General features: G+C 47.9%; 16 protein-coding genes. 10 read left to right on the forward strand and 6 right to left on the reverse strand.

All coding sequences use genetic code 11. From position 1 onward, the window contains the following. The first annotated feature begins 222 nt into the window (after nucleotides 1-222). Nucleotides 223-2937: a hypothetical protein gene (locus tag T491_RS0101710; RefSeq protein ID WP_028902345.1), complete on the forward strand. Its 2715-nt coding sequence runs from the start codon at nucleotides 223-225 to the stop codon at nucleotides 2935-2937. Here T491_RS0101710 and T491_RS0101715 read toward each other — a convergent pair whose 3' ends face one another. After that, nucleotides 2938-3594, reverse strand: a complete 657-nt coding sequence (locus tag T491_RS0101715; protein WP_028902346.1) for an AAA family ATPase — start codon at nucleotides 3592-3594, stop codon at nucleotides 2938-2940. Nucleotides 3595-3713: 119 nt separating this feature from the next. Then, on the reverse strand, nucleotides 3714-4595 hold the full coding sequence (locus T491_RS0101720) for a prohibitin family protein (RefSeq protein WP_231480157.1): 882 nt from the start codon (nucleotides 4593-4595) through the stop codon (nucleotides 3714-3716). Between the two features lie 97 nt (nucleotides 4596-4692). Here T491_RS0101720 and T491_RS0101725 point away from each other — a divergent pair, with 97 nt between their 5' ends. Both T491_RS0101725 and T491_RS0101730 read left to right on the forward strand, forming a co-directional pair. After that, entirely contained in the window at nucleotides 4693-7683 is a 2991-nt protein-coding gene (locus tag T491_RS0101725) for a PEP/pyruvate-binding domain-containing protein (RefSeq protein ID WP_028902348.1), read from the forward strand. Between the two features lie 31 nt (nucleotides 7684-7714). After that, on the forward strand, nucleotides 7715-10231 hold the full coding sequence (locus T491_RS0101730) for a glycoside hydrolase family 9 protein (protein WP_028902349.1): 2517 nt from the start codon (nucleotides 7715-7717) through the stop codon (nucleotides 10229-10231). Between the two features lie 10 nt (nucleotides 10232-10241). On the opposite strand, the gene T491_RS0101735 is transcribed toward T491_RS0101730, so the two are convergent. Continuing rightward, on the reverse strand, nucleotides 10242-11747 hold the full coding sequence (locus T491_RS0101735) for a glutamine synthetase family protein (protein ID WP_028902350.1): 1506 nt from the start codon (nucleotides 11745-11747) through the stop codon (nucleotides 10242-10244). Then, a complete protein-coding gene (locus tag T491_RS15465) occupies nucleotides 11740-13296 on the reverse strand; it encodes a carboxylesterase/lipase family protein (RefSeq protein ID WP_197018772.1) in 1557 nt (518 codons plus the stop codon). The genes T491_RS0101735 and T491_RS15465 overlap by 8 nt, the downstream gene beginning before the upstream one ends. A gap of 84 nt (nucleotides 13297-13380) precedes the next feature. Between T491_RS15465 and T491_RS17570 the strand changes: the two genes are divergently transcribed. Continuing rightward, nucleotides 13381-13827, forward strand: coding sequence for a DUF6078 family protein (locus tag T491_RS17570; protein ID WP_231480158.1), 447 nt, complete (start codon nucleotides 13381-13383; stop codon nucleotides 13825-13827). On the opposite strand, the gene T491_RS0101750 is transcribed toward T491_RS17570, so the two are convergent. Further along, nucleotides 13794-15731, reverse strand: coding sequence for an ATP-binding protein (locus T491_RS0101750; protein WP_028902352.1), 1938 nt, complete (start codon nucleotides 15729-15731; stop codon nucleotides 13794-13796). The genes T491_RS17570 and T491_RS0101750 overlap by 34 nt on opposite strands. Continuing rightward, nucleotides 15728-17227 (reverse strand): cache domain-containing protein, encoded by a 1500-nt coding sequence (locus tag T491_RS0101755; protein ID WP_028902353.1) that lies wholly within the window; start codon nucleotides 17225-17227, stop codon nucleotides 15728-15730. Before T491_RS0101755 ends, T491_RS0101750 begins: the two co-directional genes overlap by 4 nt. 158 nt (nucleotides 17228-17385) lie before the next feature. Between T491_RS0101755 and T491_RS0101760 the strand changes: the two genes are divergently transcribed. From T491_RS0101760 to T491_RS0101785, 6 genes are all read left to right on the forward strand, one after another. Beyond that, nucleotides 17386-18669, forward strand: coding sequence for an O-acetylhomoserine aminocarboxypropyltransferase/cysteine synthase family protein (locus T491_RS0101760; protein WP_028902354.1), 1284 nt, complete (start codon nucleotides 17386-17388; stop codon nucleotides 18667-18669). A 120-nt stretch (nucleotides 18670-18789) separates the two neighbouring features. Then, nucleotides 18790-21246, forward strand: coding sequence for an outer membrane beta-barrel family protein (locus tag T491_RS0101765; protein WP_028902355.1), 2457 nt, complete (start codon nucleotides 18790-18792; stop codon nucleotides 21244-21246). A 77-nt stretch (nucleotides 21247-21323) separates the two neighbouring features. Further along, nucleotides 21324-22373 carry a sensor histidine kinase gene (locus tag T491_RS0101770; RefSeq protein ID WP_028902356.1) on the forward strand — a complete coding sequence of 350 codons (1050 nt, stop codon included), beginning with the start codon at nucleotides 21324-21326 and terminating at the stop codon, nucleotides 22371-22373. A 9-nt stretch (nucleotides 22374-22382) separates the two neighbouring features. Beyond that, nucleotides 22383-23135: a LytTR family DNA-binding domain-containing protein gene (locus T491_RS0101775; protein WP_028902357.1), complete on the forward strand. Its 753-nt coding sequence runs from the start codon at nucleotides 22383-22385 to the stop codon at nucleotides 23133-23135. Nucleotides 23136-23241: 106 nt separating this feature from the next. Then, on the forward strand, nucleotides 23242-24579 hold the full coding sequence (gene gdhA / locus T491_RS0101780) for an NADP-specific glutamate dehydrogenase (RefSeq protein ID WP_028902358.1): 1338 nt from the start codon (nucleotides 23242-23244) through the stop codon (nucleotides 24577-24579). Then, complete coding sequence (locus T491_RS0101785) at nucleotides 24576-25088, forward strand: septal ring lytic transglycosylase RlpA family protein (RefSeq protein ID WP_028902359.1); 513 nt, start codon at nucleotides 24576-24578, stop codon at nucleotides 25086-25088. The genes gdhA and T491_RS0101785 overlap by 4 nt, the downstream gene beginning before the upstream one ends.

Raw genomic sequence — 25088 nt, forward strand, 5'->3', positions numbered from 1 at the left:
CTACTCAATTACGATAGCGAGTAAGCCAACTACGATTTTACTACGACAGGCTCATTTAACACACTTATAATAAAGCAGTTACAGACAGCAACAAAATTAAGGACTTTTTTAAGATGCTCACAAAATTTCTACTGATTTGTTTGGAGGATTGGATGAAAAGCGTTAATTTTGCAGTCCATAAAACCAAGTTTCTAACTCATGAATTCAAATCATCGCATACGAGTGACGTACATACTACTACTGATTACCATTGTGGTCGCATCGTTCCAAACGGTACGTGCAGAAAGCTTCGTCCCCATCCTGTCCAACTATACCTCATTCGACTATAATGCCGGATTACAGAACTGGTCGATAACACAAGACGACAACGGCATAATCCATGTGGGCAACAACTCGGGGATGCTATCCTTTGACGGGTATCATTGGACTTTATCGCAGTTGCCAGGACAATTGGTGGCCCGATCGCTGATGGCCGATAGCAGTCGCATCTATGTAGGTTCCTATCAGCAATTCGGCTACTTCGAACGTAAGCAGGACGGGCATTATCATTATACCTCACTATGGAATCAGTTGAAGAACTATAAACCTCAAAACGATGAAATATGGAGCATCATCAAGATGCCGAATGGCCGTATCCTGTTTCAGGCCTTCTACTCCTGGTTTGAATACGACGGGAAGAACGTAAAGGCACATGCAGCAGCCAACGCCAACCCGCTCAACATCTTCAGAATAGGCAAGAACGTGTATGCGCAACTCATTGGAGGCGACTTCAGTCTGCTTCGTGGAAACGATTTCAAATCGGTCATCCTGCGTTCAGACGTTGGCGGAAGCAATGTGGTGGCAGCATTAGCATACGATAAGCATCATCTGCTTCTGGTTACAGAATATAACGGTCTGTATCTCTATGACGGCAAAAAGGTTACTACCTTTCATACTGACATCGATGAGCAACTGCGTACCGACCAGCTCAACAGAGCCGTCATGACTCATCAGGGACATATCGTGATAGGAACGATACACAACGGTATATACGAATTATCGCACGAAGGCAAGAAGACATGGCACTTCAACACGGCATCGATGTTACATCAGAATACCGTATTAGGGCTCTATTGTGATGATGACAATAATATATGGGCAGCATTAGATGCCGGCATAGCACTCGTTCATACGGGATCACCCTATTCATTATTATCAGGACAACTGGGTAGCGTACACGATGTCTATATGACAGGGCAGCAACTCTATATAGCCACCAATCAGAGCGCACATTACCTACAAGACCAACAATTAAACAGCATAGCCGGCACACAAGGACAGAACTGGCACCTGTCGCGTATTGACGACAATCTGGTGGTTGGTAATAACCAAGGATTACGACTGGTGAAAGGCGGCAGCAGTTCGCTCATCCCTAACGCCCCATCGGCTGGTAGTACAGCACTGGTACATTATAACATAAACAGCGAACAGGACTATCTGATAGAAGCAGGCTATACCAGTCTGAGCCTCTACAAGAAACGAGGAGAGCACTGGGAGTTCAGTCATGTCATCAAAGGTTTTAGTGCACCAGTGAGCCAACTGGAAGTAGATGCCACAGGCGCTTTGTGGCTGTCGAACATGAATCAGGGCTGCTACCGCTTGGAGCTGACAGACGATCTGAGACAAGTCAAGAAGGAGAACTATATCCTACGCCTACATAAAGATGCAGACCAATCGCGTATCTTCGTCATGAAAATACGTGGCAAGATAGTATTATCCGACCTTCAAAAGCTTTACACAGTAGATGATCACGGAGAAATCACACCTTTCGATGCACTCAACCATGTGGCGGGACAGGCTATTATGTCGGCAACCATGGTTGACAACAACCACTTCTGGCTCTCGTCAGAGAGGGGGTATTCACTGATTGCCTACGAGGACGAGGTCTATCACGTGGTACGTCATATCCCCACCAGCCTTTTCGGGCTGGAATATGGAGGTCGGCACAATCGGGTACGCTGTTTTGACGGTATGGCCTATTTCTGTCTGAATGGCGGTGTGGGACGCTACGACATGAAACAGGAAACCTACCAAAGCAAACATCAACACCAGCTGATACTGCAAGCAGCCTACTATACAGACTGGGCAAACAACCGTCACCCCATGCCTGTCAGTGGAAATAACATCCTGTCAGAATCGAATGTCACCCTATGTTTCAGCTATCCCAACTACAATAACCAGCCACTGGTTTTCGTATGTCATTTAAAGCATGGCACCTCAGAGATAACTATTACCAGTAACGATCCGGAAATCCATCTCAACAACCTGGCGTATGGCGATTATGAAGTAACCTGCCAAGTAAAGGATTCTGAAGGAAAGGTTTACGCCGAAACACAATACAGTTTCAATCATGCCAAGCCCGTGTTACTATCATGGCCGATGATTACGATTTATATCCTACTATTAGGATTGTTCGGCTATCTCTATGCACGTTGGGAGACCAGCCGAGCATTAGAGAAGCAACACAAGAAAGCCGAAGAAGAACGCATTCGACAGGAACTCGAGTTGGCCAAACAGCAACAAATCATCGAACAACAGCAGAAACTACTGCTGGAAAAACAACTACAAGACAAAGGGCGAGAACTGGCTACCATCTCCATGGAGGCCCTGAAAAGCAAGGACGCCATGGGAGATGACGAGTATTGGAAAGTATTCCGTGAGAATTTCGACTTAATACATAAGCAGTTCTTCCGCCATCTACGCGACGCATTCCCCAATCTAACTGCCAACGACCTGAAGTTCTGTGCCTATCTGAGACTCAATCTCAGTTCCAAGGAGATTGTAAACCTAACAGGCATCTCCATCCGTGGCGTAGAAGGAGCTCGTTATCGACTAAGAAAGAAGCTTGGCCTAAAAGAAGGCGACGACTTAGCTTCCTTCCTCATCGATTTCGAATAACTACTTGCTTGAGTTGTTGATATACTGCAGAATGATATCCACAATCTGATCCTCTGTATTGCCGTCGGCAGAGATAACGAGGTCGTAGTTGCGGGTGTCGTAGCGCGAGGTCTTAGCATATTCCTTCACATAGTTCTCACGCATCTGGTCGACCTTCTCAATTGTCTTGCGAGCCTCTTCTTCAGTCACATTCTGCTTGCGCATCACACGCTCAACACGGAAAGGCATTGAGGCCTGAATGAGAACGTTCAGGTGGTTGGGATGAGTGTGGAACACAAAGAAGCCTAACCTACCAGCTACAACACACGACTCATTCTCGGCAATGCCATTCAGAATCTGACGCTCTACCTGGTACATTTCCTGACTAGTGGGTTCGAAAGGCTTGTCGCCAGGTACAGCCAGCGTATAATTAGCAGTGGCTGCCTTACCATTACTCTCGAAGAGTGCACGTCTTAACTCGGCCCACCAACTATGGTTGCGCCCCTTTAAGCGCTCTATCTCTTCGACGCTGAGATTGTATTTATCCGTTAAGGTCTGAATGACAGCCTTATCATAATACTCTACCCCTAACTTCTCGGCTAACTTACGGCCAACGGTACGACCGCCACTGCCCAACTCACGATTAATCGTGATGACAAACTTCTCATTCTTATTCATAATATTAATAGTTTTACTTTGTCTGGGGGCAAAGATAAGACATTTCGACGAATAAAACAAGTTTTTCGTCTATTTTCTCATCACCTTACCGATTCGTCCACATGAAGTAGACCTACATATTACTTCTTAGCGCCACCAATCACTTTCGAGATATCCATCATCATGCCGCCATTGCCAGTCATGATTTGAGGCATCTTGCCATCCCACTTCTCGATCATATCCTCCTGTACAATCATGGGCGAGAGTGATGCTGCGATAGTACGATTGTAGTAAGCCTCGGCATCGGCCTTAATCTTCATAGCACGCGCATTTCCCTCGGCTTTGGCTACAGCTATCTTGGCGTTAGCCTCGGCTTCCTTCACCTCGTTTTCGGCCTTCAGGGCACTCTGGATAGCAGTATTCTTGGCATCGATCATTGAAAGCAGTGATGATGGTGGAGTGATCTTCGAGGTAAACTCCTCAACCAGGAATCCCTCTGACATCAACGACTTCTCCAAGCGGGCACGTACATCACGCTCAAAGTTGGCACGGTTAGACATCAGTGAATCAGAGGTGTACTGATTAGCACAGGTACGATAGGCTTCATAAATACAGGTACGAATGTAGCCCTCCTCCAGTTCTTTCACACCTACACGATATTTCGTAAAGATGTCACAAGCCTTATCAGGGTTGATGCGATAGGCAATAGTAGGATCCATTTCGAAAAGTGAGGCATCCTTGGCATTCACAGAGAAGGTCTCGTACTGCTTACGCTGGGTAAACGTTGGATAGGTAAACACATTTGTGGTGATGGGATTATAGAAGACCCAACCTTTACAGGTGCCTTCAACGCCTCCGTAGTCCTGCTCATTGAGCGACCATTTGTGGAAACGGATACCCACCTCACCAGAGTCGACCACCGTGCAACAGGTGGCAAACAGAATCATAACCAACACAAATGCGCTGACAGCGTATGCCAACGGGCGGAAATAAGGTTTCATTGTCGAATTCATTGTATTCATAATTTTATCTCTTATAGTTGATACTGGCTGCAAAAATACAAATTTTCTCAGAAACCGCATCAATCTTTGCATTTTTTTTATATCTTTGCCCTCGATTATGGAAGAAGTTAGCAAAATACCACAGGAGTGGAATAAATTCTATCTGAAAGATGTGTCGTTCGTGAACCTGATGACACGACGCATCTTTAACGTACTGATTGTGGCCAATCCCTACGACGCATTCATGCTGGAGGACGACGGCCGTGTGGACGAAAAGATCTTCGACGAGTATATGGAACTGGGGTTGCGATACCCACCCACGTTCACGCAGGTATCGACTACCGAAGAGGCCAATAAGGTACTACATACCACCGACATCGATCTGGTGATATGTATGCCTGGTAATGCCGACAACGATGCCTTCACTGTGGCCCGAGAAATCAAGGCCGTACACCCCAGCATCCCTTGTGTGGTACTAACTCCATTCTCACATGGTATCACTAAACGTATTCAGGACGAGGATATGTCGGTGTTCGACTATGTGTTCTGCTGGTTGGGTAACACCAACCTCATTATGAGCATCATCAAGCTGATTGAGGATAAGATGAACATCGAACACGACATCAAGGAGGCCGGCGTACAGATGATTATGCTGGTAGAGGATAACATCCGATTCTATTCGAGCGTGCTTCCTAACCTTTACAACTATATCCTGGCTCAGAGTAAGCGATTCTCGACCGAGGCGCTGAACCCACATGCGGCTGCCCAGCGTAAGCGCGGGCGACCCAAGGTTGTGCTCGCCACCACTTATGAGGAGGCCATGCAATTGTACGAGAAGTATCACGAGAACACTTTAGGCGTGATTAGTGATACCCGATTCCCCATGCAAGTACATGAGGGGAGATTGAGCCACGTAGAGGAAGGCGACCCAGAGGCAGGATTAAAACTGCTTCGTGAGATTCGTCGCCGCGACGAATATGTCCCCTTGATTCTCGATTCATCAGAAATTGGTAACAAGGCCAAAGCCGAGGCCGAGGGATTCCACTTCATTGATAAGAACTCGACCAAGATGAATGTCGACCTTCACCACCTGATGGAGGAACATATGGGATTCGGCGATTTTATCTTCCGTGATCCGAAGACGAAAGAAGAGGTGTTCCGTGTCTCGTCTTTGAAAGAGCTGCAGGACAACATTTTTAAGATACCCTACGACTCTATGCTTTATCACGTGAGTCGTAACCACATGAGTCGCTGGCTGACAGCCCGTGCCATTTTCCCCGTATCGGCCTTTCTGAAGCAGGTCACATGGCACAAGCTACAGGATGTGGATGCCCACCGACAGATCATCTTCGATGCCATCGTACAGTACCGCAGAATGAAGAACATCGGCGTGGTAGCCGTATTCGACCGACTGAAGTTCGACCGCTACGCCCACTTCGCCCGTATTGGTGAAGGTTCGTTAGGTGGAAAAGGACGTGGTCTGGCATTCCTCGATCAGGTTATCAAGCGTCATCCCGAACTGAATCAGTTTGAGCAGGCACAAGTATCGATACCGAAGACAGTTGTACTATGTACCGACTTCTTCGACGAATTCATGGAGAAAAATAACCTCTACCCCATCGCCCTGAGCGACGCCAGCGACGAGGAGATTCTGCAGCACTTTATGCGTGCCCAGTTGCCCGACTCGCTGATAGCCGACTTCTTCACGTTCTTCGATGCCGTGAAGTCACCTATCGCGATACGCTCCAGTTCGCTGCTTGAGGACTCGCACTACCAGCCCTTCGCAGGTATCTATTCTACCTATATGATACCATATCTGAATGATAAGTACGAGATGCTACGCATGCTGGCCTGCGCCATCAAGGGCGTGTATGCATCAGTTTACTATAAGGATTCCAAAGCCTATATGCTGGCCACACAGAACGTCATCGACCAGGAGAAGATGGCAGTGATTCTGCAGGAGGTAGTAGGTAAGCAGTATGGTGATCTGTACTACCCCAACTTCAGCGGCGTACTGCGCTCACTGAACTACTACCCCATCGGCGACGAGACTGCCGAAGAGGGTATAGCCTCGTTGGCTGTAGGATTAGGAAAATACATTGTAGATGGCGGACAGACACTTCGTGTATCTCCATACCATCCCAAACAGGTACTCCAGACATCGGAGATGGAAACCGCTCTGAGCGAGACACAAACCCGATTCTACGCTCTCGACATGGCACATGTGGGCGATGATTTCAAGGTAGACGATGGTTTCAACATCAAAAAGGTACGTGTAAAACAGGCTGCCGAAGACGGTGCACTGACCTATTTAGCATCGACCTATGACCCCATCGATCAGGTGATTCGCGACGGTATCTACGAAGGTGGCCGCAAGGTTATATCTTTCTGTGGTGTGTTACAGCACGATGTATTCCCACTGCCCGAACTATTGCAGATGTCGCAGAAGTTAGGCGCTGAAGAGATGAAGCGCCCCGTAGAGATTGAGTTTGCCTGCAATATCAACGATGACCGCACGGGTGAGTTCTACCTGCTACAGATACGTCCTATTGTGGATGCCAAGCAGGTGCTCGATGAAGACTTGCAACAGATTGCCGACAGCGATTGCCTGCTCAGATCGAACAACTCATTAGGGCATGGTATATCAGAAGATGTAGTGGATGTGGTTTATGTGAAGACCGATGATGACTTCACCGCAGTGAACAATCCTACCATCGCCTGTGAAATCGAGGAGATCAACCGCAAGTTCCTGCAAAGCGACAAGAACTACGTGCTGATAGGTCCGGGACGCTGGGGGTCGAGCGACTACTGGCTGGGAATTCCCGTGAAGTGGCCTCACATCTCTGCTGCCCGTGTCATTGTAGAAGTTGGACTGAAGAACTATCGTGTGGACCCCTCGCAGGGTACTCATTTCTTCCAGAATCTCACTTCCTTCGGCGTGGGCTACTTCACTATCAACACCTTTACCGGGGATGGTGTTTTCCAAAAAGAGGTTCTCGACCAGATGCCCGCCGTTGAAGAGACGCAGTTTGTACGCCACGTGCGCTTCGACCACCCGCTGAAAATCATGATGGACGGCAAAAAACAATCGGGCGTCGTACTTCTATAGCTATTATTATTCACCAACTAACAATATCAACATGAGAACAAAAGCCTTATTTACATGCCTGCTGGCAGCCACTACCATGGCTGCCCAACAATTCAAACTCAACAGTGACAGTTACTTCACATCAGGGGGTGTGGACGTTATGGCATTCAGCGACTTCTATCCAGAAGGACATCAGGGAGGAGTCAGTGTGCTGATGAACGGACACCGAGTGGCAACCAATGGCGATATCCGCATGGAAGCCACTCCTGGCCAATGGCAACCCGTACCGAAACAACTGAAACGCGAAGTAGCCAACGGCAATATCATAACCACACTCTGCTATCCTGACTCTTCGCGACATCTGACGGGATTCAACCCGATGGTCTATCCCGACTACCAGGTAGTCTATCAGGTTCGTGTAGAACCGCAAGGACGTAGTATTCTGGTAACCGTCGACTTAGATCGTCCCGTACCCGAGTTCTTAATAGGAAAGGTGGGATTCAACCTTGAATTCTTCCCTGGCGATTTGTTTGGCAAACCTTGGATGATGGACACACAGACAGGTATCTATCCGCAACAGCCTAACGGCCCGCTGACAACCACCCATCCCAACCAAGGGCATCAAGGCAACTTCCATCCTGCCGGCAAGCCTCTAACCAATCTGAAGCAGTTGAACGGGAAAGGGTATAGCCCGATGATTGCCGATGACATCATCGCCTCACCTTATGCCGTAGGTCGTAAGTTCACATCAAGACCTGACGACCCACTGTGCCGACTGACTATCGAATCGTTAACAGGCGACCTAAAGCTGTACGATGGTCGTATGAACCACAACAATGGTTGGTTTGTATTGCGAAGTGAGATTGCGAAAGGTGCCACCAAAGGCGCTGTAAAATGGCTGATTACCCCGACAGTAGTACCCGATTGGCGTTATACGCCTGTCGTACAGACATCACAGATAGGTTATCATCCCAACCAGCCCAAACGCGCTATCATTGAGACCGATGCCAGAGAGCAGACCATCAATGAAGCCCGACTTCTGCTGATAGATGCCGATGGCGAACATGTAGCCAAGACCATTACCCCGCAACGCTGGGGCAAGTTCTTACGCTATCAGTATCTCACAGCCGACTTCAGCGATATCACCCAACCAGGCCTCTATCAGGTTAGCTATGGCAACAGTCGTTCATCGGTATTTCGTATTGCCAACGATGTGTACGACCGGGGAGTTTGGCAGCCTGTTATTGAGTATTTTCTACCTGTCCAGATGTGCCACATGCGTGTGGCCGAGAAATACCGTGTATGGCACGATGCCTGTCACATGGACGATGCGCTGATGGCACCTGCAGGAAATCATATTGACGGCTACGACCAAAAACCAGGGCTTTCCAAGTTTGAAGCATTGCAACCTGTACCAGGTGTGAATGTAGGCGGCTGGCACGATGCTGGCGACTTTGACCTGCGCATAGAATCACAAGCTGGTGAAGCTTATATCTTAGCTCTTGCCTACGAGGCATTCCATCCGGAGATAGATGTTACTGCCATCAATCAGGCACAACACCGTGTAGAGATTCACGAGCCTGATGGCCGTAACGACATGCTACAACAGATTGAAAACGGCGCACTAACCGTTGTCCGTTCTTATCAGGCCTTAGGCAGACTCTATCGGGGTATCATCTGCAATAATGTACGCCAATATGTACTTCTGGGCGATGCTTCGGCTATGACCGACGGTATCAGCGGTAATGACGACGATCGCTGGATTTTCACTGAAGACAATCCCATGCGAGCCCTTTCAACTGTAGCCCAATTGGCAGGTGCCTCACGTGTCTTAAAGGGATTCAACGATGCACTAAGCAAGGAGTGCTTACAGATAGCCACAGACGTTTACAGCCAGACCAACGTGACTGGTTGGATGGAGGCCGTCAAACTGCAAGCGGCTGTTGAGCTATATCTTACAACAGGCGAGAAGCCATACCTCGACTTTGTACTCAACCATCAGGATATGATTATAAAAGGAATCGGACGCACAGGCTGGTTCACAGCCCGACTGGTTCAGAAGATTACTGGCAGCAAGGACAAGCGCATCCGTAAGTTCGTAGCAAATTTCCGTACTGCCCTGACTGACTATAAGGGTTTGCTTGATAAGCAGTCGGCAGAAACACCATATGGTGTACCCTACCGCCCCAATATCTGGGGAGCAGGATGGGATATCCAGCGTTTCGGCTTCGAATATTATTTCCTCACATCGGCTTATCCCGACATATTCCCAGCCTCAACAGTCTACAATGCACTTAACTTTATATTGGGTTGTCATCCTGGCAGCAATGGAGCCTCGTTCGCATCAGGAGTGGGTGCGAAATCGGCTACCGTAGCCTATGGACTGAACCGTGCCGACTGGTCGTATATCCCAGGAGGTGTAGTATCAGGTACAGCCCTGATACGTCCTGACTTTCCAGAACTTCTGGAGTTCCCATTCCTATGGCAACAGACAGAATACGTACTGGGCGGCGGATCGTCACATTACATGTTCCTAGTCCTCGCCGCCCAGCAGTTATTAAAGCAATAAACGAATGTCTTTAGCCGCAATGGAAGTATTGCGTTACTAATTTTTGGATTTCCTCCGGATAATTCTCAATCGTCTGACGAAGGTTCCTATCATCGAAGGCTCGCAATTGAGCGATGATACCATCGATCATTGCTGGTGAAAAAACCCCGTAATCCTCGAATACCCTTCGCTGACGATTGAGATAATCGGCAGAAGCTACACACGAATCAGGCAACTGTGCCAGATTAGCCAATCGGTCAGCATTCTCACTTGCATGGATGTTGACATTGACGTAGGTCTTCTCGGCCAACTTCAACGCGCCGTCCATCTCGAAGCCATAACGACATGCCACACAGAGACCGGCTAACAACTGATAGATGTCGGCCGAACCATCTGGCGAGCGCATCTCAACAGTCTGCTTGATACTTGTATCATAACTATGCTGTGACTCTAACGGATTTGCGGCATGACACATATCCACATCTGCAGCCCAACCTAACGGCACACGTACCAGCACCGAACGGTTTCTGTCGCCCCAGCACACATTGGTAGGCGCTTCCTGGTGAGGAACCAGACGGAAGTAACTGGTAGGATTCTTGTTACCAAAAGCCGTTATAGAAGGTGCGAGCACCATCATGCCTGCTATCATCTTACGGGCTGCCTGACTCAACACACCATTCTCCAGCATCTGGTTCTTGCCATCCTTCATCATACGCATGTGGATATGCAGGCCAGAGCCAGCTTTCCCTGTTGTAATCTTTGGTGCGAAAGTCACATCATAGCCTAGCTGGTAGCCAAGGTTGCGAATCACCCACTTTGCAATCATCAGTTGATCAGCAGCCAGCTCCACATCTACTGGCAGAAACTCTATCTCGTTCTGCTCGTAGTTCTTACCATCCAAACAGAAGTTGCCCACCTCTGAGTGACCGTACTTAATCTGTCCGCCTGCCTGCGCAATATACTGCATACAACGGGTACGGAACTCATTGGCCTTAGCATATGGGGCCGACTCATGATAGCCGCGCTGATCCTGGGCAGGAAACATACCCTCATTGTCGCTAATCACATAATACTCTAATTCGCCCATGGCCTGAAACTCCATCCCTGTTACCTGTCGGAATGCTTCTGCTGCTTTGTGCAAAGTATGCTCGGGCGACGACTCCAACGGATTGCCATCCTTATCGAAGAACGAACAGAGCATTGAAACCGTAGGGATCTCTGCAAACGGATCAACGAAAGCCGTACGGAACCGAGGCAGTACATACAGATCGCTCGAATCAGCCTGGACAAATGAGAACAAGCTGCTGCCATCCACCCGCTCACCACATGTCAGTATGGTATCGAGATAAGCCAGATCGTTAATTACGAAGTTAAGTGTTTTCAACTTACCATCGCCACCTGGATACATAAAGTTCACCATACGGATGTCGTTTTTAACGATATAATCAATAATATCGTCCTTTGCAAATTCTGCTGCGGGCTTCTGGAGTGCCACAACAATGGGGTTGGCATTCAAAATAAGATGTCGGTTATTCATCATTGTTTTTCTGTGTTATATTGTTTTTATTATGTAGAAACGCATCAAGCTGCTTAAAGCAGTGGCGGTTGATGATTTGCTGCAACTGGCGGTCGGGATTGTTGCGGATATAGCAACGATGATCGAACACCATCAGTTCGCCATTTACTGCCGAATAAGGATGCCAGCCTGGTAAGTCTTTGATATTGGGGTTACCGGTATGGGCAAACTGCGCCCAAGCACTGCTCATCTTATCAGCCAACTGCAGATCCTGAGCCGATGGCTGTGGCAACTCATTAGGTGATTGGTGCAGAGTGTTGAAGCAGAACTTCAACTCGTGACCATGTACCGAGCCCTTGTTTACAGGCGAGCGCCAGGTGAACATATACATATAGGTAGGCGCCTTACGACTCTTGGTCATGGCATCGGCGGTGATCAGTGTTTTAGGACGGAACAGCCAGTCGATACACAGCAAATCCTGTGGCACATAGTCGGGATGTGCCTTGGCAAAGGCTGCGATATAAGCATCGGTATCATCGCCAAAGGTGGCCTTCAGCTGCTCACGAGTCTCATCCTCGGTCATAGGCTGATCATAACGCAGGCGCTGCAACTCGTTGAAAGTGGTACCAATCATTACAGGGATATCATCAGATATCGAGGCGAATGAAGGTTGGAAGGGCTGCTGTAATAGCACCTTGCCATCGGGCGTAGGTCCGAAACCCCACATCATGGGCGTTCCAGGCTTGCGGGTACCGATACTGGCAGCCATCGCACGCTGACCCGCATCATACAACTGCTGGTAAGGCACATCTTTTATCTTATCCACATCGGCCTCAGCTATGCCAAGCTCCTTCAGCACAGCCTTACCGAGTGTCTGTGTCATCTCGTGGCTGTTCACGTTCAGGATAGTGCCACTCATAATAATGGCTTTATGGAACAAACCTTTGGCCTGAGGCATACACATCAGCGTGCCTACCTTACCGCCACCCCCCGACTCGCCGAACACAGTTACGTTCTTAGGGTCGCCACCAAAGTTAGCGATATTATCGCGAATCCACTTCAAGGCCTGCACCACATCGAGCATACCTACATTACCCGAGTATTCGTATTTCTTAGATACTGCCGAGAGGTCGAGGAACCCCAGGATGTTCAGACGGTGGTTGATGCTTACCACTACCACATCCTTCTTAGCCAACTGCATGCCAGGATTCCAGGCAGACGTGCCCGAATCGAAACCACCACCATGCAGCCACAGCATCACTGGCTTACGGGCTTTCAGGTCGGTACTCCACACATTCAGTACACACGAGTTCTTCTCCGACATCTCATCCTCAGAGAGCTGCTGCCCCCACGTCTGCTGCATCACCTGCGGTCCCCAGTGGTCGCACTTACGTACGCCTTTCCACTTATCCACAGGCAAAGGTGGCATCAGTCGCTCCACCTTTGCATAGGGGATACCCAACCACGCCATCGTGCCTTCCTGTATAATACCACTCACTTTTCCACATGTAGTACTGACTACTGGTACATGACATTCTTGTGCCATTGCCACACCTGTCAACAACAGCATACTTATGAAACTTATAGCTATCTTTTTCATCATCATGGGGCAAAGGTACAAAAAAATCTTAATTAATTACACATTATACATAAAATGTCGAGAAAAGTAATTACCTTTATCGCCATGAAAGATAAAGTAGATCACTATACCATCTGTTTTATCGACCAGTGCCCACTCCACAGGTGCTGCCTACGATGGTTGGTTGGCCAATACGCCGACCCAAGTCGTAATGTCTACCTTGCTATCAATCCGCACAACCCGTTAATGGGAAGTGATAATTGCCCGGAGTTTCGTCAAAACGTACGCGTGGTGATGAAACGTGGCTTTACCAACATGTACCACGACATGCCGGGATACATGGAAAAACGCATCCGCGACCAGCTGATTGAGGTATTTGGCCGCAAACAGTATTTCGAGATGCGCAAAGGTATACGCCAGATTACACCCGATCAGCAAAAGCAGATTGAGAGCGTTTGCCGCAGAAACGGTTGGCAAGGGCCCATCAACTACGATGCTGATGAAGATGATTGGCTGTGGTAGAGTTCAAAGACGAATCGGCATCCCTCATGATAGGTGGTGTCGAGATAGAAGTTTCCACCAAGAGTCTGCGCATGACGCTTAGTAAGCGGCAAACCCAATCCTAAGCCTTCACTGAAATCATCGACCTTCGTAAAGAACTCAAAGAGATGTTCGCGATCGGCCTCAGCAATGCCTTTACCTGTATCCTGCACTATAAAACGAACAGAGGTATCTGTACCGACCACCTGCAACAGGATGTGCTGTCCATCGGAATAGCGCACAGAATTGTTTAACAGCTCCTGCAGACTGAATACAAGCAACTGGCGATTGGTAGACAAGCACAAATCATCGGGCACATCGGTCTGGAAACCGATGGTAACCTCGGGAGTATGTGCATTGATGAAGTCAACCGCTTCGCGTGCCGCCTCATTACATGCTATCAGTTCACAAGTATCACGTCCCTCTGTCTCAGCTTTACCTGTATCTGAACTATCAAAAAGCATCATCACCATACGCACCAGCAACTTGGAGTTGTGGTCCATGGTAAGGGCAATGCCTCTGATCTCCTCCTCACCCAACTCCTCGTTAAGAGAGCCATTGCCCACCGGACTATTCAATACCTGAGCAAATCCCATGATGATGTTGAGCGGTGTACGTATCTGATGCGTAACATTCTGAATGAAAATAGTCTTACGCCGTTCAGCCTCAACCACTAACTGGGTGGTATGCTCCAGTTCACGGTTGTAACGCTTGTTCTGATCGGTAGCAGCCCGCACACTATCGATGTAGTAATTCAACGACTTGAGCATGGTTGAAAAACTATTCTGCAGGCCACCGATCACGTCTATTCGATTCGTATGAGGTATATCCACATCCAGGTGCCCTTGAGAAACAGCCCTTGCTTGAGTAAGCAATTCACCAAGTGGACGAAGCGACACAGTGACTGCCTCATAGCAGTTGACAACAATGATAACCAATCCAATGAAAAGCAACACAAGCACAATATAGGTGAGCCGATAATAGCCACTGAGAATATCGCTGTCGGGACACACGATGGCCAGACTCCAGTTGGTACCAGCGACTGGCATATAGCTCACTAACGAGAGTTTGTCCTGTAGTCGCACCTGCATACATCCCGTATTGCCCTTGGTCATCTCGTAGCCCAAAGCTAACAGATCGGACTGGCGCTGAGGATCGGCACCGGAAAAAATGGTCTTGCTAAACAAGCGTGTCGAATCAGGATGTCCCACATAGCGTCCCTGCTCATCAATCATGATGAAATAAGAGTGAGGATAAGGTTTCTCCTCTGCGAGCACTTGCGAAATATGCAGTAGCGACATCTCGATGGTAATAAGTCCCAAGAATCGCTTTTTTGCATCGTAGAGCGGATGGCTATAGGCAGCCATCATACCATCCTCTTTAAGGTCGAGGGTATTATCCTCGTCGTAATACACCACCCAGCCAGGTTTCTGCTGAGCGCGCGGCACACTATACCATCGGCGCCCGAAATAATTGTAATCAGTCTCGAGCGTAGTGGTGACACCACCCTTTTCACGGATAGAATAAGCCATGAATCGATCAGGATAGCCCGAGACCACATGCGGTTCTGTGCTGATTGCACAGCCGTCGACAAAGGGATTCATCTGTGTAATGCGATTCGACAAATGAAGCAGCGAATCGGCGACCAACGATTGCTCTGCCACCCGAGCATGTGTATTGGTTGCAGTCTCGACAGTAATCAAATAACGACGAATACGGTGCATGGCATGATTAAGTACGCCATTTGCAAGATCAACAGCCTCATCGCGTACCATCTTACGCGATTGCCAAAACAGAACACCGACAGAGGCCATGAAGATAGGGATTGCCAAGCCTAATACCCACAGAACAACTTTGGCTGGGAACGATTGACGAATGTTAATCATGACTCACCTCCTTTCTCCTGTATTTGTTCCTCCTCTGAACTATTAATCAGACTATTAAGTACACGGGTAATGGCTACACCGTTTTGCTGGATATGCTCGACTAACGTTCCTACCTCATTCTTTTGACTGTCCTCATCGTATTGACACAGGGCCGTCACATCTTCATCGATAGCCCATGCAGGTGCAACCATTTGATTGGTCATATTATGCATGAACACCGTCTTCATATTATCGGCCTTACGAGCTTGTTGATAAGCTTCTTGCAGCTCTGTACTATGTTTCTGAATAGAAGAGGTAATCTCGTTAAGTTCACTGATATTAGCAGCTACCGACCGCTGCATACGCTGGAAGTTGTACTGCAACTTACCGATCTCGTCGATATTCGGACTAGTAGGAATGGGCTCATCATAATGTCCCTGAGCAATACGCTCGGTACGTTCCTTCAGCATGCTAAGTGGTCGCAAGCGATGACGAATAATCAAGCGAATATGCAAATACAGTAGCACCATACCAACAACAGCTATGATCAAGACGTAGTTAAACAAACGATTATAATCGCCGAATATATCCTCTTCAGAAAAAACCACACCTAAACTCCACCCTAAATCACCAACGTCACGATAAGGAAAATCGACCAGTTCAAAGGGTTGATAAAACAAATAAAACTTACGCCCATCGATATTGAATGGTAAATAGCCAGAACCGCCGTTCATCATCGTCTCAACAGCCTGATGTACCGATTCGCCAGGCATGTTTAAAGCAGAAAAATTGAACAGATACTCACCCACGGGATGAACGATAAACGAGCCATCGCGATCCAACAATGCGCAATACGAATTGGGTGATGGCTTGGCTGCAGCCATGACGCCCGATAACAAACTGAGCGAGACGTTAACACTGATGACACCTATCGGCTGCTTGTCTCTGCCGGCTATGGGCATACAGAACGAGGTGACGGACTGAATGCCTGTTGAATCAAAGTCTGCCAACGGATTGAGCCAGGTAGCCATCCCTGTTGACATAGGCTTGGTGAACCACGCCTGTTCAGTATAAGGTTTGTTACCAAAGCTGGACTCACTGATTAGAGGCGCCGCAGTCTCAGGTTTAAGACTATCACCATGATGGACATAGGCCATGTACAGCTGGTGTCCTTTGAAATAATCGGGCTTGAACGCAATGGCGCACCCGCTCACATAAGGATTTGCTTCAACAATCCGTCGAGCATAGGTGTACATCATCTCTGGATTGTCGTACTTCATATTAATATAGGTATTACCCGCCGTCTCTTCGACACTCAACATAATATTGTCGATATTGGTCATCGCTCGGTTCAGTGTAACTGTCGCCCGATTCAACGCATCCTCCTTCATAGCCTTGCGTGAAAAGAACAGCATGACGAGTAGTGTGATTGTGAGCAGAAGTGACATCGCTAACACAATCATCAGGCTGATACGCAATGGCAGATCGCGTTTGATGTAAGTAGTTAGTCGTGACATAATTAAAAAGCAAAAGTTAATAGATATACATATCTGGTGCAAATATAAGAAAAAGATTTCAAAAAAAGAGGTTCAAATCACAAAAAGTTACGCAAATTGATAGCAATTAAGTCATATTTTTGTATCTTTGCGCCCAAAATGCTAAAATAGGAAGACAAATGGATAAGAAACTGAGACAAGGTACGCTTTGTGTACAGGCTGGCTACAAGGCCAAAAACGGAGAACCAATAGAACTGCCTATCATTCAGAGTACAACGTTCAAGTACGATGACTCTGATGAAATGGCAAAGTTGTTTGATCTGGAGAAAGAGGGTTACTTCTATACCCGACTACAGAACCCAACCAACGATGCCGTGGCTGCTAAAATCTGCACACTCGAAGGCGGTGTTGGTGCTATGCTCACATCGAGCGGTCAGGCTGCCAACTTCTATGCTATGTTCAATATATGTCAGGCTGGCGACCACTTCATCACATCGAATGAGATTTATGGTGGTACATACAACCTCTTCGGCGTCACCATGAAAAAGCTGGGCATCGAATGTACCTTCGTATCGCCCGAGGCCAGCGACGAAGAGATTCAGGCAGCTTTCCGTCCTAACACGAAGGCGGTGTTTGGCGAGACCATCTCGAATCCTGGTTGTGCCGTGTTCGACATTGAGCGTTTCGCTAAGATTGCTCACAAGAATGGCGTCCCCTTGATTGTGGATAACACCTTTGCCACACCTGTCAACTGCCGCCCATTTGAGTGGGGTGCTGATATCGTAACCCACAGCACTACCAAGTATATGGACGGACTGGCCACACAGGTTGGCGGTTGTGTCGTAGATAGCGGCAACTTTGACTGGCTGGCTAATGCCGAGAAGTTCCCGGGTCTGTGTACACCCGATGAAAGCTACCACGGTCTGACCTACGTAAAGGCCTTTGGCAAGATGGGCTACATAACCAAGTTGGTGGCTCAGCTGATGCGCGACCTGGGCTCTATCCCCGCACCACAGAATTCGTTCCTGCTGAACATGGGCTTGCAGACATTACATCTGCGCATGGCCCAGCACTGTAAGAATGCCCAGAAGGTGGCTGAGTTCCTGAACGCGAACGAAAAAGTGGCATGGGTACACTACTGCGGACTGCCTACAGATAAGTACTACAATCTGGGACAGAAGTATCTGCCCAATGGTAGCTGCGGTGTCATCGCATTCGGACTGAAAGGCGACCGCGAGACAGCCATTAAGTGGATGGACTCATTAGAGATGATTAACATCGTGACCCATGTAGCCGATGCCCGCACCTGTGTGTTGCATCCAGCCAGTCACACTCACCGTCAGCTGAGCGATGAGCAGTTGCGCGAGGCTGGTGTAGCTCCCGATTTGATCCGCCTTTCGGTAGGTATCGAGGATGTTGAGGATATACTCGACGACATCAAGCAGGCGTTGGAAAAGATATAAGCCGACGGCAAACGTCGAAACACATGGGGGTAAACGTCGAAAGAGATTTCACGCTTGCCCCCTTTTTTCATACCTTTGCAACGTCAATTTTGATAAAAAGAACATAAATATAATAAAGGTATGAAACAGATTAAATTTTTCCTGGTAACAATGATGCTGACTCTCTCAGCAGTAGTAATGGCACAGAAAACCACTGTTAGTGGCGTACTGATGGACAAAACCTTGAATGAGGGCGAACCATTTGCCACCGTTCGTGTGTTTAAGGCTGGCAAAAGCGATAAGCCTATCGCCATGTTTATCACCGACGAGAACGGTCACTTCCAGCAGGAGGTGAAAGGTAAGGGCAAGTTCGACATCGTGTTTAGCAGCGTAGGTAAGGAAGAGTTGCGACAGAGCATCGAACTGGGAAAAGAAACACCACTCGATCTGGGTACGATCTTTATGAAAGAGAATGAAACCATGCTGAAAGGTGTGGAGATTGTTGCTCAGAAGCCATTGGTAAAAATGGAGGTTGACAAGATGAGCTACAACGTAGCCGAGGACGAGGACTCAAAGTCGAACACCGTGCTTGACATGCTGCGCAAAGTGCCCATGGTAACGGTTGACGGACAGGATAATATCACCGTAAACGGTAGTTCATCGTTTAAGGTCTATGTAGATGGTATGCCAAACGCAATGTTATCGAGCAACCCGTCGATGGTTTTCAAGAGCATGCCTGCCACAGCAGTAAAGAGTATAGAGGTCATTACTAACCCTGGCGCCAAGTACGATGCAGAGGGGGCTGCTGGTGTACTGAACATCGTACTGAACAAACAGAGCGCACAAGCCTCAGAAAGTATGAACGGCTATAACGGAACTATCCGTCTGGGGGCAGGTAACAAGCAAATGGGTGCCAGCGTATTCATGAGCGGACAGCAAGGGAAGTTAAGTTACAGTGCCAATGTGTTTACAAGCTACAACAAACCTGGTAACACCACTACCGAAATGGAACAGATACAAGCCAATGGTACGAGTCAGACAATGACCTCGGACAACGATGTAAAGACACCATTCACCATGGGAAGCCTGACACTGGGTTATCAACTCGACTCAATGAGCGTGATCAACGCCACTGCATCCATCAACTCGATGAATATGAAGAGTACAGGTACCGCCCTCACCACTATGAGCGGTGCCGCATTAGGTAATACTTTCAGCTACGGTAGTACCACCGACATGAAAAACTCACGCACCTCATTCAGCGGAAGTCTGGACTACCAACGATTCTTCAATGCAGACCATACTAAGAGTCTGTCCCTGACCTACCAATTGGATTACAGTCCAGCCAGTACGAAGATAACTAACAACTTCACCACGACTTCGACCGTCATCGACCTGACCAACCGCTACTCAGATAATCAAGACAAGACCACCAGCCATATCTTCCAACTGGACTACACCATGCCATTGGCCAAAGGACAGACACTGAATTTGGGTGGTAAGTTCCAGCTGCACGATGCTACTTCTGACTCCAAGTACTATCTAAAAGGTGTGTACGATCAGAATTCAAGTTCAGAATACGAGTATAAGAACTCTATCTTGGCTGGCTATGGCGAGTATGTAGGCAACTTTGGCAAGTTCGGTATGAAGGCAGGCTTGCGTTACGAGTACACATGGCAGGATGTAGAGTACCATTTGGGTAACGGTCAGGACTTCAGCACCAGTTACGGTAGTCTGGTTCCTACAGCCAGCATGCAGTACACCATCTCGCAAGGTTCAAATCTCGGTCTTACCTACAATATGCGAATCAGTCGTCCTGGTATCTCATATCTTAATCCATACGTAGATAAGACCAACCCCATTGCCCTGAGCTACGGTAATCCCGACCTGGATGTTGAGAAGGCACATAACGTATCACTGGTTTACAATGCCTTTACATCAAAGTTGATGGTGAACCTGAACCTGCATCACAATTTTGTGGATAACGCCATCTCGCAGTACAGTTTCTACGATGATGCCAACCTGTTGAACACCACTTACGGCAACGTGGTAAAGAGTCATCAAACTGGACTAAGCGGATACGTTAGCTACTTGCTGACCAAGGATACACGCCTGTTCTTCAACGGAGGGCTGAACTATACCGACCTGCGCAGTACAGCCCTCGACCAGAAAAACAATGGCTGGACAGCCAACGTGATGGCCGGTGTACAGCAGACACTGCCTTGGAATCTTAAGTTGAGCGCCTTCGCCATCACTTCAACCAAGAGCTACACCCTGCAGGGTTATACCGGTGGATTCAACCTGTTGACCGCCAGCGTATCGAAGAGTCTGTTAAAAGACAAGCTAAACCTGAGCATCAACGGTCTGGTAGGTCTGAACAAGGGCGGCAACCTGAACATCGAGACCTCGAGTCGCGGCAAAGACTTCATCAGCAACACCTGTATCAAAGTACCTATCTACAGTGTGACTTTCAACATCAGCTATACCTTCGGCAATTCGAAGATGAGTCAGAAACAGCGTACCAGTCGCGTACAGGATGACTTCATTGAGCAGCAGTCACAAGGTGAAATGTTGAATAGTATCGGCAGCAATATCTAACAAATCCATGGCATAAAGCGTTCTTTTTCAGAAAAAGAACGCTTTATTCTAAAATATTTCCTATATTTGCAAGCGTTATGAAGAAGATTGAGAGAAAAGATATCTGGATACTTTTGGTACAAGTAGCTGTATGGGCATTTATCATGCTATTGCCGCTGCTGGCCACACTTGTGAGTACACATGATTTCCAAGCTACCAAAACCACATTCATGGCCACATGGGCCATTCTGCATTCGCCATTAGCGATGTATTTTGTCAACTTCTACATCTTCGGGCCATACCTGTTCTTCCGGCGCAAATTCTTACTGTTCGCCGTATGTAACCTGCTACTCACTTTAGCTTTGAACTATCAGTTTCTATACGTCTGGATTGCACGCGACCGCATACCCGAACTGCCAGAGATGACACCGACCATGTGGATAGGTTTCTTCATAGGCTTTTTCATGTTCCTGCTGATTAACTGCTTCGTGGCAGCCATCGCCATTGGCATCCGACATTTCATGCGCATCCGACAGATTAAACAGCAACTGAAAGACGAGAAAGCCAAGAACACCGAGGCAGAATTAGCATGGCTGAAGAATCAGATAAACCCACATTTCTTATTCAACACCCTCAACAACATCTCGAGTCTCTGTCAGATTGATGCCGATGGGGCTCAAGATGCTATCGCCCAACTGAGCGACTTATTGCGTTACGCCATGTACGAGACCAATAAGAAGATGGTACCCATCGAAGGCGAAGTGGAGTTTATGCGCAACTATATCTCACTGATGAAACTGCGTTGCAATGAAAAAACCAAAATAACAACCACCTTCGACGTTAAGCAGAACATGGAGATTGCACCACTACTATTCATATCGCTGGTAGAGAACGCCTTCAAGCATGGAGTGAGCAGCAACCGTCCTTCGAAGATTGATATCCGCCTGTTACAGAACGCCAACGAACTGATATTCAACTGTGAAAATACCAATTTTCCTAAAGATGATACCGACCGGAGCGGCTCTGGTATCGGACTAGAGAATACCCGTCGTCGACTGGACCTGATGTACGCCGGCCGATATAAATGGGAGCAGTCGATCGAAGACGATATCTATCACGTGAGAATTACATTAAAGATTAAAGATTAAACAAAAGAAATGCCATTAACTTGTATCATCGTAGACGACGAGCCACTGGCTGTTAAGCTCATGGAATCGTATGTAGCAAAGACCCCCGATTTGGAATTGTTAGGCAGTTTCACCGACTCGGTAGCAGCCATTAATGCCATCAAAGAGCTAAAACCCAATCTGTTGTTTCTCGACATCCAGATGCCCGACTTGAATGGTATGGAACTGGCTCACATGATTTCCAGCGATACCCGTGTCATATTTACGACGGCCTTCAAGGAATATGCCTTCGAGAGTTACGAAGTGAGTGCACTTGACTTCCTATTGAAGCCCATCCGCTATAATAAGTTCATGGTAGCAGTGGATAAGGCTAAGGAGTGGTTTGCCAAAAGCGAATCGTCCAAAGCTTCACCTATCACAAAATGCCCATCGCCCAACTCCCAGCCCCCGACCTCCATCTTCGTACGCGTCGAAGGCGAACTACGCAATATCACAATCGAAAGCATCGTCTATGTAAACGGCATGAAGGATTACGTGATGTTCTATCTCGATGGCGAGACCAAGCCCTTGATTACACACCTGACCATGAAAGCCGTAGAAGAGATGCTAGCCCCCGAGAAATTTCTGCGAGTACACCGTTCCTATATTATAGCAGTCGACAAAATCAGAAAAGTAGACCGCAACGACTGCATCTATATCGGCAATGAGATTATTCATGTACCCGATGGCTATCAAGAGGCCTTCCATCAATTCCTGGAAACGCGCACAATTAACAAAATGTAACTTTACAACAAAATTTTTCTCGTTTTTCCTTGGAAGGTATTGATATTTTTCCTACTTTTGCATCATAATTAGTAACAAAATGTAAACTTAAAACGTTTTAACGACAATGGAAGTTGAGAAAATTATGCAGGCCTTGGAGCAGAAGCATCCAGGCGAAATGGAGTACTTACAGGCAGTAAGAGAGGTGTTGGATAGTATTAAAGATGTATACAACCAGCACCCCGAGTTTGAGAAAGCCAAAATCATAGAGCGCATTGTAGAACCTGAGCGTATCACTACCTTCCGTGTGCCCTGGGTCGACGACAAGGGCGAGGTACAGGTAAACATCGGCTACCGCGTGCAGTTTAACAGCGCCATCGGCCCTTACAAAGGCGGTTTGCGTTTCCACCCATCAGTAAACCTCAGCATCCTGAAATTCCTCGGATTCGAGCAGACCTTCAAGAATGCACTTACCACTCTGCCCATGGGTGGAGGTAAGGGCGGATCAGACTTTGCTCCCCGTGGCAAGAGCGATGCCGAGATTATGCGTTTCTGCCAGGCCTTTATGACCGAGCTGTACAAGGTGATTGGTCCCGATATGGACGTACCTGCTGGTGATATCGGCGTTGGTGGTCGCGAGATCGGCTATCTGTTTGGTATGTACAAGAAGCTCACCAGTCAGTTCCATGGCGCCACCCTCACTGGTAAGGGTATGGAATGGGGTGGTTCTATCCTGCGTCCTGAGGCAACGGGTTATGGTGCACTCTATTTTGTACACCACATGATGGAAACTCACGGACTCGACATCAAAGGAAAGACCGTTGCCCTGTCTGGTTTCGGTAACGTAGCATGGGGTGCTGCCAAGAAAGCCACCGAGCTGGGTGCAAAGGTTATCACCATCTCTGGTCCTGATGGATACATCTACGATCCTGCAGGTCTCGATGATGAAAAGATTGAGTACATGCTGGAGCTCCGCGCCAGTGGCAATGACGTATGTCAGCCTTACGAAGAGGAATTCGAGGGTTCGAAGTTCTACGCCGGTAAGAAACCATGGGAGCAGAAGGCCGACATCTATCTGCCATGCGCTACCCAGAACGAGTTGAATGGTGCCGACGCCGACATGATCCTGGCCAACAAGCCACTTTGCGTAGCCGAGGTATCGAATATGGGTTGCACGGCTGAGGCTGTGAACAAGTTCATCGCTGCAGGTCAGCTGTTCGCTCCTGGCAAGGCTGTTAATGCTGGTGGTGTTGCCACATCGGGCTTGGAGATGACTCAGAACTCTATGCGCATGAGCTGGACCGCAGAAGAGGTAGACCAGCGTCTGCACCAGATTATGAGTGGCATTCATGAGCAGTGCGTGAAGTACGGTAAGGAAGGCAACTACATCAACTATGTGAAGGGTGCCAACGTAGCCGGCTTCATGAAAGTAGCGAAAGCTATGCTTGCTCAAGGTATTGTATGACCTATATAAAAAGAATAGTCGCAACGACACTAACACTAATAATATGCTTTACCGCTCAGGCTCAGACCGAGAGCGGTAAAGCTTCATTTTATTCTAAAAGCTCCAGCGGACGTCGTACGGCCAGTGGCGAGCGCCTGCATCACGACAGTCTGACATGCGCTCACCGCACCTACCCTTTTGGTACACTGCTGTTAGTTACCAACCCTGCCAATGGCAACCATGTCATTGTAAAGGTAATCGACCGTGGCCCTTATGTAAAGGGACGTGTCATCGACCTATCCCATAGGGCAGCCAAAGAGTTAGGAATTATCGCCCAAGGTATAGCCCCCGTAATAGTCGAGGAATTAAATGAGTCTATTATCCCGTTCAAACCTGCCGAGGTATTCAGCAAACCCGAGTTGGACTTAAGTACCAGCGACGGTGATGCTGCCACCCCTATCTGGGTAGAGTTGAACGAGCAGATGAAGAAGAAAAAACAGCAAGAGCAAAAAGAAAAAAAGAAGCGATAG

Source organism: Prevotella sp. P6B4, from assembly GCF_000619985.1.
Taxonomy (GTDB): Bacteria; Bacteroidota; Bacteroidia; order Bacteroidales; family Bacteroidaceae; genus Prevotella.

What these genes read in the sequence shown, in the direction of transcription:
- T491_RS0101730 (WP_028902349.1), top strand. Translation starts at nt 7,715, where the DNA reads ATGAGAACAAAAGCCTTATTTACATGCCTGCTGGCAGCCACTACCATG.
- T491_RS0101770 (WP_028902356.1), top strand. Translation starts at nt 21,324, where the DNA reads ATGAAGAAGATTGAGAGAAAAGATATCTGGATACTTTTGGTACAAGTA.
- T491_RS0101725 (WP_028902348.1), top strand. Translation starts at nt 4,693, where the DNA reads ATGGAAGAAGTTAGCAAAATACCACAGGAGTGGAATAAATTCTATCTG.
- gdhA (WP_028902358.1), top strand. Translation starts at nt 23,242, where the DNA reads ATGGAAGTTGAGAAAATTATGCAGGCCTTGGAGCAGAAGCATCCAGGC.
- T491_RS0101765 (WP_028902355.1), top strand. Translation starts at nt 18,790, where the DNA reads ATGAAACAGATTAAATTTTTCCTGGTAACAATGATGCTGACTCTCTCA.
- T491_RS17570 (WP_231480158.1), top strand. Translation starts at nt 13,381, where the DNA reads ATGTCGAGAAAAGTAATTACCTTTATCGCCATGAAAGATAAAGTAGAT.
- T491_RS0101775 (WP_028902357.1), top strand. Translation starts at nt 22,383, where the DNA reads ATGCCATTAACTTGTATCATCGTAGACGACGAGCCACTGGCTGTTAAG.
- T491_RS0101760 (WP_028902354.1), top strand. Translation starts at nt 17,386, where the DNA reads ATGGATAAGAAACTGAGACAAGGTACGCTTTGTGTACAGGCTGGCTAC.
- T491_RS15465 (WP_197018772.1), bottom strand. Translation starts at nt 13,296, where the DNA reads ATGCTGTTGTTGACAGGTGTGGCAATGGCACAAGAATGTCATGTACCA.
- T491_RS0101785 (WP_028902359.1), top strand. Translation starts at nt 24,576, where the DNA reads ATGACCTATATAAAAAGAATAGTCGCAACGACACTAACACTAATAATA.
- T491_RS0101720 (WP_231480157.1), bottom strand. Translation starts at nt 4,595, where the DNA reads ATGAATACAATGAATTCGACAATGAAACCTTATTTCCGCCCGTTGGCA.
- T491_RS0101735 (WP_028902350.1), bottom strand. Translation starts at nt 11,747, where the DNA reads ATGAATAACCGACATCTTATTTTGAATGCCAACCCCATTGTTGTGGCA.
- T491_RS0101755 (WP_028902353.1), bottom strand. Translation starts at nt 17,227, where the DNA reads ATGTCACGACTAACTACTTACATCAAACGCGATCTGCCATTGCGTATC.
- T491_RS0101715 (WP_028902346.1), bottom strand. Translation starts at nt 3,594, where the DNA reads ATGAATAAGAATGAGAAGTTTGTCATCACGATTAATCGTGAGTTGGGC.
- T491_RS0101750 (WP_028902352.1), bottom strand. Translation starts at nt 15,731, where the DNA reads ATGATTAACATTCGTCAATCGTTCCCAGCCAAAGTTGTTCTGTGGGTA.